Source organism: Vibrio sp. 99-8-1 (assembly GCF_013114595.1).
GTDB lineage: Bacteria > Pseudomonadota > Gammaproteobacteria > Enterobacterales > Vibrionaceae > Vibrio.
On the sequence record NZ_VTXE01000009.1, the window covers coordinates 1 to 15,355 of the forward strand.

Below are 15,355 nucleotides of genomic sequence, written 5' to 3' on the forward strand. Positions count from 1 at the left end.
CACAAGGAGGTTTTAACAAATTGAAAGGGGTTTTATAACTGACTCATAGCTGTAAGCTTTACGGAACCCCCAGCCTAGCTGGGGGTTTTCTGCATACAAAAAAACACCCCATAAAATGGGGTGTTTAGATGTATTAGTTTTGGCAATAATTTAGCAACGCAACTAATCGTAATCGTCAGTCTTGTTTTTTATTCCAATCTTTTGATAGATATTTACGAGCTTCACAGCAAGGACAATAAGGCAATACTTTGCTGTCATCGTCAATCACAACAGCCAATCTGCAAGTTTCACATACGTATGAGCCTTTACCCGGCTTATCTCCTGTTGAAAACATTCATACCTCCCCTGTAGAACATTATCCCAGCCATATTTGCATCTGGTATCATATTTATTAAAGCTATTGCTAATACTGCCTAATTTTATAGAATTAAAAATGATCCAGATCAATTTTCACTCAGTGTAAACGTTAACTCACAATAATTTTACAATTGCATAAGTTTTCACACTTACTTCTGACAATAAGCTTAATGCCACCATTGGCAGCATAAAATGCGAATAGTTATTCGCGCTAGATTAAAGGCAACACAACACCGGTTAACATTTCATTCACCAGAAAAAAGTGAAGACATTTTACTGTCTTCACTTTTTCACTAAGTTAAATCAATTAATTACGTGGCTTATTCTTGATACTCAAACTCATTAACGGTTACTTCTACACGACGATTTTCCATTCGACCTTCAGGGGTATCATTGGACGCTTTAGGGTTCATTTCCCCTTCGCCTGAAGAACTGATTCGTGACGATTCAACGCCTTGTGAAATGAGGTAATCAGCAACAGACTGAGCACGTTGCTCCGATAAGGTTTGATTATAGGCTTCAGAACCATTGGAATCGGTATGACCAACTATTTCCACGGTTGCTTGAGGGTATTTCTTCATGACCCCAATTAGCCAATCAAAATATTGTTCGCTATTTGCCGCTAATTGAGCACTGTCATTGTCAAATAACTCCACTCCGTACTCTTTAAAGAGCTTCATCGGTTTTTTCTGCGGCACTGGTTTCACAGGTTCAGGTTCTGCTTTAACCACTGGTTCTGGTTTAGGCTCTTCCTTCACTACCATTGGGACTGGCTTAGGCTCACTGCCACCAAACTTATAACTTAAACCAAGAAATACAGAATTGACATCCAAACTGCTAATAAAATCATCGGTAATATTATTGATACGTTGATACTCTAAACGAGCTGCCCAGTTGTCAGTAAATTCATACTCAACGCCGAGTGCCGCGAGTAGCGCGATATCATTGTTGTCATCGTAATCCACCCATGCTCCACCTACTTTGGCAAACAGGTCCCACGACCCCATAGGAATAGATAACTTAGGAGCCAAAGTAAAAGCTTTTAAAGTGTCATCAACGACATAGTTATTGCCAACATGAGTAAAGTTTGATTTAAAGTCACCAAAAATATCGTAACCCGCTTCTAATGCAAAAATGTCATTAAAGTCGTACCCTGCATAAAGACCACCACCAAACGCATCATCATCACACGAGCTGCTCGCACTCACAGAGCAAGAGTCATTTAACCACGTTTGTCCTAACTTGCCTCCTAAATACACTTCGGCAGACACCACTTGGGGCATCAATACCATAAGGCTTGACGTAAGCACTGCTAACTTTTTCATAAATAATCCTTTATAATTTTTACGTTGCTACAAATGCATAAAGAAGGTCACAACCAGTACCTTACAACTTGCTTTGTATTTTTTACGATAAACACCGTGGGCGAAATCAATACAATTAAAGAATCCGTCTGCACATAACTTATTGTAGGTTAGCATGTTAGCAATGCCACAATTGGCATTAATAAATTTTTTGGTTCAGTAATTTAGGTTATACAAAATGGCAAAACTAAGCTTACAAGAGCAGATGTTAAAAGCAGGGCTCGTTAACGAGAAAAAACTTAAAAAAGCAAAGAAAGGCTCTAAGAAATCTCGGGTTCAAGCCAGAGAAGCAAAAGAAGCTGTTGAACAAAAAAAGGCTGAGCAGCGCGAGCGAGATATTGAGCTCAATAAACAGAGAGCTGAAGAGCAGTTAAGTAAAGAACTTAAGGCTCAAGTAAAACAGTTAATTGAAATGAATAAAGTTGATACTAAAGATGGTGACATTAAATACAACTTTACTGATGATAAATTTGTTAAGTCTCTTTATGTTAGCCAACAAGTACAAGATCAATTAAGCAAAGGGATTCTTTCTATTGCTCGCAGCGAAGAGAGCTATGTTGTTATTCCGTCTTCAGCTGCCAATAAGATTGCAGAGCGCGACCCAGACTCAATTATTGAAAACAATACTGCTTCTGATGACGTTATGGATGAAGACGATCCTTACGCACAGTTTGTCGTGCCTGATGACTTAATGTGGTAAAAGCGTAAAAAGCCCTCTTAAAAAGAGGGCTATCTATCACCAGATTAGAGATGAGTTAAGCTAAAATCACGACTAACCTTTCTGACTAATGGCATACAGTCGTTGAGCTTGATCCATCGATTCTGAGCTAACGCTGCTAAACACTTCCGCATCCTCTACATTTTTATTAGAAATATGTCGTATACGTTCAGCCAGTTCATCAACACTGTCAGTAACTTTGGCTTGTTGTTCAGTCGCCGCCGCTATACTGGTTGCTCTATCACGAATATCATTGAATGCGATAACAATCTCTTCGTATTGAATTCGAGTCTCTTCAGAACGCTCATTGACTTTTTCTGACAATTCTCGACAGCCATCAATCACGCTGACACCATCTTTCGCCGCTTCCTGCAGCTTCTTAATCATACTTTCAATTTCAACCGCTGATTTTTGTGTACGGCTTGCTAACGTACGAACTTCATCAGCAACAACGGCAAAACCTCGGCCAGACTCCCCTGCTCTAGCAGCTTCAATGGCCGCATTAAGAGCCAATAAGTTGGTCTGTTCTGAAATATTCATAATGACATCCAGAACCGAACCCACTTCCTGAGAATCTTGAGAAAGCTTTTCTACAGCCCCAGAAGCATCACTCAAATTGGTGAATAACTGATTAATTGACTGACCACTGCTCTCTATCAACTTAAATCCACTATTCACCATTTCAGCCGACTGTTCAGTTATATTCGCGACAGAAATAACATTTTGGGAGACATCTGTTGCTGTCGCGGCCATTTCATTAATCGCGGTAGCAAGTGTATGGTTTTCATCCATCAATAAGCTTGCACGGCTGGAAGAAGAAGAGCTTAGTTGATTGATAGACTCAGCGTTATTTTTTACTTTCTCAGCTTCATTTTGAACTTTAAATAAAATATCGACAAGGTTATCACCATAATCGTTAATGGCAGAACAGAGTTCTCCCATCTCATCTTTACTTCTCACTTCCAACTTATTATCGATATTGCCATCCACTAACTTACGCACCTGTTTTGTTGTCGACTGAAGCTGAGCAATTAATCGATTTCCAGCAAACAGTAAGACAATAACAAACACCACAATGAGAGTGACTAACGAGCTATATAATGCTTTTGTTAACGAGTACACCGAGGCCATAGCAACAGAAGCGGGCAAAATAATCCCCGTACGCCAGCCTTGTTCTGGCAAAGTATATGTAACTAGAATGGATGAATCATCTGCAATCACCCCTTCTTCTAACTCAATAGGTTGGTTGTCTTTTTTGTTTAATGCATTAACGAAAGGTTGTAATGTTCGATCACTTTGAGCTACTTGATCAAGAGTTTGCATGGATAGGTTTTCAGAACGAAGCATCGGCATAGAGATCAACTGCTGCGACTGGTCAACAATAAAGCCAAAAGAGCTAGAAGCTTTATTCTCTTCCGTCAACAAACCATCCAGCCCGGCCAACTCAACATCAATGGTAGCGACGCCCCAAAACTGGCTGTCTCTTTCTATCTCTACAGAACAAGTCACCATCTGAATGTTAGAGACAGGGTCTGTATATACCGCTGACCAAACACACTCTCCAGGAGCCGTTCCTTTCGCATCTTGATACCAACTTTCCTGCTGATACGGACTGCTTGAGGCGGAGTTATAATCATCCAATAACTCAAATCGGTTTGGCCCAGCTTTTGCCCAAAATAGTGACGCTTTGTCTTGTCCTGCTATCAGCTTATTTGGCTCTGGCCAAATTCCACCACCGGCTACTCCCGTACCACTGGCAATAAGGGGTTCCAACTGGCTAATAAATTGTGACGTATCAATGGGTAATATTTGTGCTAATGAAGCCAAGTTTTTGGTTAATACTGCGGTTTTAGCTAGCTCTTTAGCAATACTTTCGCCTGTGGTTTGCGCTTGTAGTTCAGCATTTCGTATCGACTGTTGACGAATAACAGGGGTTGCAAAGTACTGGATAACCACAAACAGTATCAACAACGCTGCGACCAATAAGGAGAGACCTCCTGCTAACAATTTATGACGAATTAACACAATTATTTCCCTCTGGTTAAAGTATTCAATGAGTCCGGCTTCAATTATTACTTCAGTTTGAACTTCTTAAATAATTCTAGTTTTATCAGTTCAAGTACAGCAACAAGCTTTATATGCATCGGAGACTCTTCTATTCCACATTGAATAACTACTGAATTCAGAAGTAGATAGCGTAAAACGCCACCCCAAACAGCCAATGATGTATATATTTACCTGCATGTATAAATCGAAGTTATATTACCCAGTTAAAAAGAAAAAAAACTTGATGAGCACCTCTTTTAGCTTATTACGCAACCAGATAAAGTGAAATCAATTGAGTACATTGTCAATATAATCACTCTCTCTTTATTTTATAAATGAATCAAAAATGAGTTCTATGATCTATTTTTTAGCTATTGATTTATGTACCAAATATCGTTTAAGGAATGTATAATCACGATAAAATACAAAGAGTTAATAACATATAGCTCAATAATAATATTCTAATAAATTCATTCAGATAGGCCCTATAACAATGTCAATAAAAAAAATGCTCGTAACGATAATGGCTATTATCGTGCTAGGGATGCTTGCTCTAATGTTTAGCACCCAACAACTAGTACAAAAAATTGAATCCTCTATTGAAGCGTCTCGATATGTCGCCGATGTTAAGGCCGATATGCTCATACTGAGAAAAGATGAAAAAGACTTTCTCTCCCGAAAATCAATTAAATACACAACACAGTTCGACAGCCACTTTCAAGATCTAAACAATAACCTCAAATTACTGGAGTCTAAGTTAGCCGACGCTGAGATAAATTTTTCAGAAAAAGAAGATCTGGTAAATGCCTTTAATCAATACAAAGAAGGCTTTGAAGAGCTTACCAAAATACAACAGCAAATCGGGCTAGATGAAAACAGTGGCGCATATGGTAAGTTAAGAAATGCCGCTCACAACTTTCAAGTAATAACACAAGAAAGCAATGAACCAGAACTTGAGCGTCAACTGTTGCTACTTCGTAAATATGAAAAAGACTTCATGCTCCGCTATGATATCAAGTATGCAGAGCAGTTTTCTCAACAAGTCTCAAGCACATTATCTACATTAAAAAGCAGCCAGTACGCTGCCATCAGTGCAGATTTATCCTCCATGCTAAATGCATACCATGCATCATTCGAACAGTTTGTTTCTCTCTCTGAACAAAAAGGACTAAATGACAATCAAGGAGTGATTGGCAAGTTAAGAGCAACCATAAAGCAGACTGAAACTTTGCTGGCATTAGAGGCGGAAAAGCTACAACAAGAGGTGGCAGCGGTCAGAGACGAGACTAAATATACGCTAACAAGTCTAAGTATTGGTTTAGCCCTCCTCATCTCAGTATTGGTGTTGTTTATTGCAAATAGAATTACATCACGACTAAAACAAGTCACCGATACGATGAATGACATCGCGCAAGGAGAAGGAGATCTTCGCGTCAAACTGGATGAGTCAGGCAAAGATGAAATTGCCGAATTAGGCCAAGCATTTAATATCTTTGTTGGTAAAATTCATGGCACTGTAACCACAGTGGCTCATTCCGCAGAACAACTTGCAACGACTTCTGAAGAGATGTCCGTCGTAATGACACAAGCGCAAGAAGGGGCTTATAAACAGCAACACGACATCAGTCAAATCTCCGCTTCAATGGAAGAGATGAACGTGACAGTTCAAGACATCACGTTAAACTCAACACAAGCGGAAGAAGCGGCAACCAATGCCAGAAAAGAAGTTTACCAAGGCTGTGAAGTGTCTGATATCAGTATTAACAATGTCACTGAACTGGCAAATGATGTAGGTAGCACTACCGGAGTCATTAAGAAATTGGTGACCCACAGTCAGGATATTGGTGGCGTGCTTAAAGTGATTCAGGAAATTGCCGACCAGACTAACTTACTGGCGTTGAACGCCGCAATTGAAGCGGCTAGAGCTGGAGAGTCAGGAAGAGGATTCGCAGTGGTTGCTGATGAAGTCCGAACATTGGCGATGAGAACGCAGGAAGCGACCAAAGAGATCCTCACCATTACCGATGGAATTCAAGCGGATGCAGAAACCGCAACCAAAGTGATGGTCAGTAATGAGAAACAGGCCATGAGCACGGTAGCTCAAGCCAAACTTGCAAATGATGCGCTCATTAGTATTACTAGCTCAGTAGAAATTGTTACAGACATGAATAACCAAATAGCCGTTGCTACCGAACAACAGAGCCAAACCAGTAACGAAATTAGTCACCATATGGCCGATATTAGTCAAATATGTGAAGAGTCGGCAGCTGGCATTGAACAGCTTTCTACCGCCAACAAAGAACTGGTCGCAATGACCATGAACCTTAAGGCGCTAGTTGGACAATTTAAGCTATAGAGTATCTTTATAAGAACATAGAGTTACTATTCAATCTCACAAACCCAGCTATGCTGGGTTTTTTATTGGCTCCACCTATCCCCTCAGCTTATCGGCCTCAATTAACTCAACCAAGCCTTATTCGTCATTCTGTCTAAAACCAAGAATACCTCACAGTATAATTTATACTAAAAAGTATACTCCGTACTACCAAGTATCGAAAAGTGATCAGAAAATGACCGATAAAATCAAAAAAACAGACACACCTATAGTGCTTAATCAGCATGATATTGACGCACTTACTGCGCAATTAAACGTAACAGAGTTAATGGAGAGCTTATTTTTATCTCTAGCTGAAGGTAATGCCATTCAGCCAAGCCAAACTCTAACGCCATTTCCTGACAACAAAGGCGACTTCATTACCTATCTTGGTGTACTCGCAGATAAACAGGTTTTCGGTGCCAAATTGTCACCATATATTGTTACCGAGCAAGCACCTATCATCACGGCATGGACTCAACTCATGTCAATGCAGACAGGACTTCCTTTATTACTATGTGATTCAGGACAATTAACCGTTGAACGAACCGCCGGAACAACAGCATTAGCGATTGATTACCTAGCTAAACATGACAGTACACATCTCACCCTAATTGGAGCCGGTAATGTTGCCATGGCACATTTAAAGCATGTACTACCATTGAGGGAATGGCAGCAAATAAGAATATATGCACCTGAATTGCAACAAGACATACAACGAAAACAAGATATTTCGGCAATGGATGATCGAATCACTATTGTTACCTCATCAAGCGAAGCGACAGAAAACGCCGATGTCATTATGCTATGTACGTCATCGGCTAATCCCGTCGTCACTGAGCAGCAAATACCATCGTCTGCGCTCGTTACTTCGATTAGCACCAATGCCGTTAATGCCCATGAAGTACCACCAGCCATGCTAACCACTGCTGATGTTTATTGTGACTACAAGCTAACCACTCCGGATAGTGCAGGTGAAATGCGCCTAGCAGCAGAACAACATCAGTGGGATCAAACTGCAATTATTGGCGATCTTGCGGATCTAGTAGCAAAACGTTGCCCATTACCCGATTATGATAAACCTGTATTTTTCCGTTCTATTGGTTTGGGCCTTGAAGATGTTGCCATTGCCCATGGGATTTGGCAGTTAGCAACAAAAAATAACAAATAATATTTAAGGAACCACGATGAAAATTAAAGAATTTGGCGTTGAAATTTGGATGAATGAGTACGAAAACACCTGTCTCTATAATTTAGCAGAGACTTGCGTTGAATCATTAACCGTTGAGCAGTTGTTAGATATGGCAGGTAAACGAGACGTGATTCTCGATGAACTGCTACCAATGAAGCTCACCTATGGCGCAATTGAAGGTTCGGACAGACTAAGAGATAACATTACCCAAATTTACCGTCAGCAAAAAAGAGACAACATTCTTATCACTCACGGAGCGATTGGTGCCAATGCGCTCATACACGAAACCTTGGTGGAACCGGGAGATAGAGTGGTATCCGTTCTACCCACCTATCAACAACATTACTCAATTCCAGAAAGCTATGGTGCAGACGTACAAATAGTAAAACTGAAAGAAGAAAATCAGTTTCTGCCTGACTTAGAAGAGTTGCAGCAGGCCACAAACAGCAATACAAAATTAATTACCATCAACAACCCTAACAATCCTACAGGGGCGTTAATGGAAGAAGAGTTTTTACTGAAAGTGGTCGATATAGCACGCGCTTGTGATGCTTATCTGCTTTGTGATGAAGTGTACAGAGGTACCGATGCCGAAGGTGACGGATTCACAGCGTCTATTGCTGACTTATATGAAAAAGGCATCAGTACTGCCAGTATGTCAAAAAGTTTCTCCCTTGCAGGTCTTCGACTAGGCTGGATCGCCGCTCCTGTAGATGTTATCCATGCAGTAACCATTCACCGAGATTACAACACCATAAGTGTTGGTATGTTGGATGACCACTTTGCCTCTATCGCACTAGAGTGTCGCGATAAAATTCTGCAAAGAGGCCGTGATATTTGTAATACCAACCGTGAGGTATTAGACAAATGGATCGAAAATGAGCCATTAATCAGCTACGTTAAACCGAAATCGGGTACTGTTGCTCTACTCAAATATCATCTCCCTATGACTAGCCGAGAGTTTTGCGTCCAGTTACTTGAGTCAAAAGGCGTAATGTTTACCCCAGGTAGCGTATTAGAAATGGAAGGCTATGTTCGAATTGGCTACGCCAACAACCCTAAAGTATTGGTTGAAGGATTAGAGAAAGTCTCCGAGTTCCTTGCAGAACAACAGTCATAGATTCAACCTGACTGGCTAGGGTCTGTTGACCTTTCGCGACTATTTTTGCAGCAGTTTGTTGGTGTTTTATACAAGGCAGCACCTGTGCAGTGTAGTCAACTACACAAATCAGGTGATAACGCAGTAGAAAGTGCCAACAAACGCTGCCCGAAGGGTTCATCTGAAAACACCTTGAGCTGTGTTATGAGTCGCTTACATAGAATAACTATGCTGCTCTCCTCATGCCTTGCTCAAACCGCTTTCAGATTGAACAAAATCTGCTCTCGAAAGTTCAACAGACCCTAGATAGTTTAGTGGAATGAATATAATAAAATCCCCAAGTGACGTGCCATGTTACTTGGGGATTGTTTACTTTACCGAAACCGATAGAAAAACTCGTTGTTGCTAACGGCCACCACCACGAGACTGTTTTATTTCTCGCAGATAATTAAACACAGTTGCACGTCCCATACTTAATACACTAGCAATATAATCCGCCGAGCTTTTGCCATTAAACGCGCCTTTATCATATAGAGCTTCGACTAACTCTCTCTTCTCTTGACGAGACAAGGATGCAATGGTTAATTTCTTAGACGTTAACCAACTATGAGTAAAACTATTTACTTTGTCTTGCCAATCATCATGGAAGAGTTTTTCAGGTTGCGGGATCAACTTTTTAATAGGGAGCAATAATGCCAGTGCATCCTGAGCTGCTTGAATGGGCCCTGTACTCATATTGATACACAACATGCCAATGGGAATATCATCATCATTACGCAGTACTATACTGGTAGAACAGATTGTTTTTCCATCCCAATTTAGCTTTTCATATGGTCCAATAACCGTTTCAGTCTGCTCAAAATTCACATCGTCTAACGAAGAAGGATCACCAATTTTTCGTTTTGATATGTTATTGGCTATATGCACAACACTCTGACTGTGTAAATCATGAATAATCACTTCCACATAATCGGAAAATAGCAGAGCAACACCATCCGCTACCGAGGCATACCGCTGCAATAAAAGAGTCTTGTTTGCTGTAATTTCATTATCCATACTGGCGAGGCTATTGTCTGACTGTAGTAAGAGCTCGCATACTACCTAGCTCGATTAATCTTGTATAGCGGCAAATATCATCTAAATGATCGATGTTAAAACAATCCTCTACTACTGAGGTGAGAGTGTGATTTATAAACAAAAACCAGCGTAAAAACTACCCACGCTGGTTTGCAATTGATGAACGCTAGAGTGTTACTTGTCAGCTAAAAACTTGACTGCTTTATCGGTGAAATCGGTAAAGACACCGTCTACACCCACTTTGTAATAAAACACATTCAACATATCGTCGAAGTCCTTAGCATAGGGGGCGATGCGTCCTTTATCGCTACGGAAAGTATATGGATGAACCTGTAACCCAGCAGCCTTGGCTTCTGTCATCAATGGTTTAACAATAATATTGTCATAGCTTGACTTATCATCCACTAACATAGGCTTCCATGGACCGATACCATCAGCATATTTTGCAACTTCAGCCATCGCTCCTGTTTTGAACATCCAGTCATAATTATATGGTGTTACGTTACCCTTATCGTCGACAACCATGGTTTCATTCCAACTGGTCTCAGCCAGTAACTGCACAACTTTAAGGTCAATATTCATAGCAGGCATCAATACTTGAGCAATACGCTTAGTTTCAATAGGATCAAAACATTGCACATACACTTTGTCATCTTTATCGTCATAGCCATACGCTTTTAACGTTTCTAATACCGCTTTAGATATATCTTTGCCTTCTTTTCTATGTAACCAAGGCGCTTTAATTTCAGGATAGATACCGACATTGCCTTTTGTCGACTTATTCAACCCTTGAATTAACTCAATGGCTTCTTCAAACGTAGCCACTTCAAAGTTAGATTTCCATAGAGGGAATCGCTCAGGGTAACCAGCTTTAGAAAGATCCTGAACCTGATCGGCATCTGAGTTATCCGGAATTTTAAAGCCTTCAGTGACGCGCAGAGTCTTGATTTCATCTAAAGTAAAATCGATAGCAAACCAACGTTTTACTCCATCAATTACTCGGTAGCGATCTGGATATCTCTTCATCACATCAGTGGTTCTATCTAAAGTGTGGTCGTGTAATACCACCAGCCTGTTGTCTTTCGTCATGACAACATCTTGTTCAATATAATCTGCCCCCATAAAATATGCAGCTGAGTAAGCTTCTAAAGTATGTTCCGGCAAATACCCGCTCGCACCACGATGAGCAATCACAAGTTTGTCTTCATTTGCCAATGCTGGAGCGGCCAATGTTGCTAAAATAAGTGTAGTAAGAAGTTGCTTTTTCATTGTTATCCCTTTTAATTCGCACACAAAATAGATTTCACTGATTAAAATCTCATCCATTATTTCTCTGCCAATCACTAAACAAGCTGGCGTATTACCACCAGAAAACTCAAATACGAGCCAACATTACCAAAACCATCTCTACTAAAAATCACGATCTAAACAGCAAAAATAATAGCCATTTCTAGGTTGATTAACCCTAGATATCCTCTTTTTCGAGAGCCAAAAAACACTCACTCGAAAACAAAACCGAACATATAATGCTCATACGAAAATAAAGTTACTGTGATGTGCTTCTAACAAACATCTAAAGACTAAAGTTACACCCTTAGTTGCGAGCAACATCACCATAGGTACCATGTTGTTTTATATAGAAGTTATTCAGAATAAGATAAGTGAGAAGGGGAGATTAATGAGTACGGGTAACAAGAATACTTCAGACAGAGAAAGAGAATGGTGCGCGTTTTAAAAGTGTCGAACATTAAAGCCACTCTCTCGCAAATAGATCGTTCTACGCTCTAATTTACCAAAGCTTTCTACCTACAGTTCTACTTTTTATAAAACGTCGACATGCTCCAGATGGTAATTAGGTTAAACAGCATAACTCCAGACATAATAAGCGACATCCTTAACCAAGGATCCCCCATTGATATTCTAAACTGAGCAATATTTATGGTCGTTGGAATCCAGACTGCAATTACAGCAACAAGTAATCCCGCCTGCAATAGATAGACAACCATCCTGTGGCGAATAATGATTAACAGAGGTATCGAGGCAACAATTGCGGTCGGGAAAATACCGTCGTAGCGCAAAAAATGAGCCGCTAATATCCAATAAGAAAGAAACAGTAACACAGTCCGCCAGATCATAAGTAACTCACCGTCATATTGAAAAGTGCCGCTATGATAACAAGTTTATCTCGCGGCCACTAATTCACTATTGCGCTGCAATCACGGATAATTCAACCAATATCGAATCCCTAGCCATTCTAGCTTCAACACAAGCTCTGGCGGGTTTTTCTCCGCGAGCAACCCATGCATCCCATACTTGATTCATTGATGCAAAATCTTTGATATCTCGAATATAAATGGTCACCGACAAGATTTTATCTTTATCACTGCCCGCTTGCTCTAATAACGCTTCAACTTTATCCAAACAACGCTGAGTCTGCTCTGCGATATCCCACTTTTCATCACCCGCGGTTTGTCCGCACAAATATATGGTGTTGTTATGTTTTACAATGCGGCTCATACGTTCTGTAGAGTCCATTCGCTCAATATTCATAATGCTTTAATATCCTCTTATTACTAATAGTTACAGTACTTTTCGTTCAAACCGATCGACGCGAAAAGCGTGTAAGTTAAACTCACTCTTGCCATGAACAATCAGTTCACTCATTACCTGTCCGACGATAGGCCCCATTTGAAAACCATGTGCAGAAAAACCGAACGCATGATAAGCATTGCTGCTACGAACACTTTTACCAATAACCGGTAAATTGTCAGGCATATAAGCTTCTAACCCTGCCCACATTCGGTTTATGGAGGCTGATTTCATAATGGGGAAAAACTCAATGGCATTTTTGGCTCCAACAGCTAACTTACTGTAATCCAAGCGTGTTTTGTTCGCTTCTCGGTCGGCGAAACCTTTCGCTCCTCCCCCAATAAGTACTGTGCCATTTTCAAACTGTTTAAAAGAGAGAGGGCGACTCACTGCCCCCACTACAGGCCCGGCAAAATGTGGCATCCTTGAGGTAATCATCAACATAGGAGCGCTGTACGACATAGGCGCATTATCACCAATCATAACCGCCATCTTATCCGCCCAGGCACCAGCACAATTAACGATATGTCCCGCCTCAAATTGACCATTATGAGTATTGATTAACCAAGTTTCTCCAACTTGACGTATCTGTTTAACCGTTTGTCCTTCATAAAACACAGCCCCATACCGGTGCGCAGCGGTTCGAAATGAGAATGTCGCTTTATACGGTATGGCATAACCATCATTTTCAGAAAGAACACCCCCAACACAATCACGATTTACATGAGGCAGCCTTTCTCTTAATTCTGATTGATTCAATACCACTTCATGCTTAAAACCGAGTGGACTTAGTTCTCTCTGTCGCTGAAAGATCGTCTCCATGTCGCTTTCATCTGCCGCAATATTAATTAAACCACGACGTCGATAGCCTGTATCACCATCCAGCTCTTCATCTAAATTCTGCCAACGCTCCATCGATGCTAAGCTAAGAGGAATCTCCGCTTGATGTCGCCCGAGAACACGAACACCACCAGCATTAACACCCGATGCATGTCTAGAAACATGATCTTTTTCGATAACCGCGACTTTCACCCCTTGTTTTGCTAAATGGTACGCAGTCGAGCATCCTTGAATGCCAGCCCCTATTACAATGACATCAACCTTCATAGCTTGAATCCTGATCGTTTGAGTTGTGAGTTAACGGCAGGGATTGAGGTTCCCTTTGATGAAAGTGGCTTAACTCTTCTAGTGTCAACAGGCGCATAGGTGAACGAAGGCGATAATAACCAATATCCGAGACTGATTTTTGTTGCCATTTTGCCAATAATTCACTGACGGTATGACCGCATTGACGACCTTGGCAAGGCCCCATACCACAACGAGTAATACCTTTGAGTGCATTGGGCTCTATCGCACCTTGCTGAAAACCAATACGCAAGTGTGCGACCGTGCGCTCTTCACAGCGGCATACCACGACATCGTCGTCAGTAGGAATGCGATTTTGTTCTGCAGGTCGATAAAGTACATCAATAAATCGTCTAAAACGATTTAATCTCTCTAAACGAGCAATGGGTTCTTTTGCTAAACGATCCCTTTCAGTAACAGAGACCCGTTGCAATCGACACAACAAATTGAGCGCCGTAATCACGCCATTTTGTTCTGCACCATCCGCACCAACGATGCCACGACCATCACCGACAACGGAGATATTATGGATAGAACTTTGTCCCCATCCATCTATAAGTGGTTTCCAGCATAACTGTTGTTCGCACCACTCATGTTCGACCCCTAGCGCTCGGGTAAGATTTAAATTTGGTATCACACCTTGATGGAGAAATAGGTGCTGAACAGAGAGTTCAACACGCTTTGTTCCTTGATAGAATTGAAGTGACTGAGCTTTATTTTCCCCCGAAATAGACAACTTATCGGCAAACCGATAAAAAGGGGTACCAGAACGGCGAATTTCATTCAGTAACCCTAAACCTTTAAATATCATATCTAGTTGAGACAAACTGTCGGTTATCCGCACACCCGCTTGCAAGTAGTGTGCTTTCGGCGTGGTATCTACAACAGCATCAACCTTAACCCCTAGTCGCAAGTACTGAGCAACGATCACATACAATAAAGGGCCACTGCCGACAAACACAGCATGATCTTTTACTAAGCCATCTGTTTTAAGCATCACTTGCGCACTACCCGCAGACATCACTCCCGGTAAATGCCAGCCAGTAACCGGAAATGGACGCTCCATTGCACCAGTAGCAACAATGATCTCTTTCGCTTGTAAGCGATGAGTTTGATTATTCATTGAGAATAATACTTCACCATCATCACCAACATGCCATGCTGACGCGTTATAAATCACTTCCGCACTACATTGCACAAATTGCTCGACTAGAGTTTGCCCCTTAAGGTAATCAGTACCTAATGCCTTAATATCGGGTAACGAACTGTCGCTAACATTGCGATAAATCTGCCCACCAGCCGTCGCTTTATCATGAATAACCACCACCGACGCCCCATAAGAACTTGCCGTGATAGCCGCTTGCATTCCCGATGGTCCCGCCCCAATAATGGCAATATCATAACTTTTCATTCT

General features: G+C 41.1%; 13 protein-coding genes. 4 read left to right on the plus strand and 9 right to left on the minus strand.

The window, feature by feature from the left end; all coding sequences use genetic code 11:
* Positions 1–175: 175 nt before the first annotated feature.
* Together F0227_RS06250 and F0227_RS06255 are read right to left on the minus strand one after the other, a co-directional pair.
* On the minus strand, positions 176–334 hold the full coding sequence (locus F0227_RS06250; RefSeq protein WP_171752333.1) for a hypothetical protein: 159 nt from the start codon (positions 332–334) through the stop codon (positions 176–178).
* 343 nt (positions 335–677) lie between these two features.
* Positions 678–1,682 (minus strand): porin, encoded by a 1,005-nt coding sequence (locus F0227_RS06255; protein ID WP_171752334.1) that lies wholly within the window; start codon positions 1,680–1,682, stop codon positions 678–680.
* A gap of 217 nt (positions 1,683–1,899) precedes the next feature.
* On the opposite strand from F0227_RS06255, the gene F0227_RS06260 reads away from it, so the two are divergent.
* Positions 1,900–2,421, plus strand: a complete 522-nt coding sequence (locus tag F0227_RS06260; protein WP_171752335.1) for a DUF2058 domain-containing protein — start codon at positions 1,900–1,902, stop codon at positions 2,419–2,421.
* A gap of 72 nt (positions 2,422–2,493) precedes the next feature.
* Here the strand turns inward: F0227_RS06260 and F0227_RS22075 are convergent, their stop codons facing one another.
* Positions 2,494–4,464: a methyl-accepting chemotaxis protein gene (locus F0227_RS22075; RefSeq protein WP_171752336.1), complete on the minus strand. Its 1,971-nt coding sequence runs from the start codon at positions 4,462–4,464 to the stop codon at positions 2,494–2,496.
* Positions 4,465–4,978: 514 nt separating this feature from the next.
* Between F0227_RS22075 and F0227_RS06270 the strand changes: the two genes are divergently transcribed.
* The 3 genes from F0227_RS06270 (at position 4,979) to F0227_RS06280 (ending at position 9,171) form a co-directional block, all read left to right on the plus strand.
* Positions 4,979–6,841, plus strand: a complete 1,863-nt coding sequence (locus tag F0227_RS06270) for a methyl-accepting chemotaxis protein (protein ID WP_171752337.1) — start codon at positions 4,979–4,981, stop codon at positions 6,839–6,841.
* 214 nt (positions 6,842–7,055) lie between these two features.
* Entirely contained in the window at positions 7,056–8,030 is a 975-nt protein-coding gene (locus tag F0227_RS06275; protein WP_171752338.1) for an ornithine cyclodeaminase family protein, read from the plus strand.
* A 16-nt stretch (positions 8,031–8,046) separates the two neighbouring features.
* On the plus strand, positions 8,047–9,171 hold the full coding sequence (locus F0227_RS06280; protein ID WP_171752339.1) for an aminotransferase: 1,125 nt from the start codon (positions 8,047–8,049) through the stop codon (positions 9,169–9,171).
* 384 nt (positions 9,172–9,555) lie between these two features.
* Here F0227_RS06280 and F0227_RS06285 read toward each other — a convergent pair whose 3' ends face one another.
* The 6 genes from F0227_RS06285 to F0227_RS06310 all read right to left on the minus strand — a co-directional run bounded on the left by F0227_RS06285 (position 9,556) and on the right by F0227_RS06310 (position 15,352).
* Entirely contained in the window at positions 9,556–10,206 is a 651-nt protein-coding gene (locus F0227_RS06285) for a PAS domain-containing protein (RefSeq protein WP_171752340.1), read from the minus strand.
* A gap of 195 nt (positions 10,207–10,401) precedes the next feature.
* Complete coding sequence (glpQ, locus tag F0227_RS06290; protein WP_171752341.1) at positions 10,402–11,496, minus strand: glycerophosphodiester phosphodiesterase; 1,095 nt, start codon at positions 11,494–11,496, stop codon at positions 10,402–10,404.
* 545 nt (positions 11,497–12,041) lie between these two features.
* Positions 12,042–12,362 (minus strand): hypothetical protein, encoded by a 321-nt coding sequence (locus tag F0227_RS06295; RefSeq protein WP_171752342.1) that lies wholly within the window; start codon positions 12,360–12,362, stop codon positions 12,042–12,044.
* Between the two features lie 67 nt (positions 12,363–12,429).
* On the minus strand, positions 12,430–12,777 hold the full coding sequence (locus F0227_RS06300) for a RidA family protein (RefSeq protein ID WP_171752343.1): 348 nt from the start codon (positions 12,775–12,777) through the stop codon (positions 12,430–12,432).
* A gap of 30 nt (positions 12,778–12,807) precedes the next feature.
* Positions 12,808–13,923: an FAD-binding oxidoreductase gene (locus F0227_RS06305; protein ID WP_171752344.1), complete on the minus strand. Its 1,116-nt coding sequence runs from the start codon at positions 13,921–13,923 to the stop codon at positions 12,808–12,810.
* The gene (locus F0227_RS06310) at positions 13,913–15,352 is read right to left on the minus strand and encodes an NAD(P)/FAD-dependent oxidoreductase (RefSeq protein ID WP_171752345.1); all 1,440 of its coding nucleotides are present in this window, start codon (positions 15,350–15,352) and stop codon (positions 13,913–13,915) included. The genes F0227_RS06305 and F0227_RS06310 overlap by 11 nt, the downstream gene beginning before the upstream one ends.
* Between the last annotated feature and the right edge of the window lie 3 nt (positions 15,353–15,355).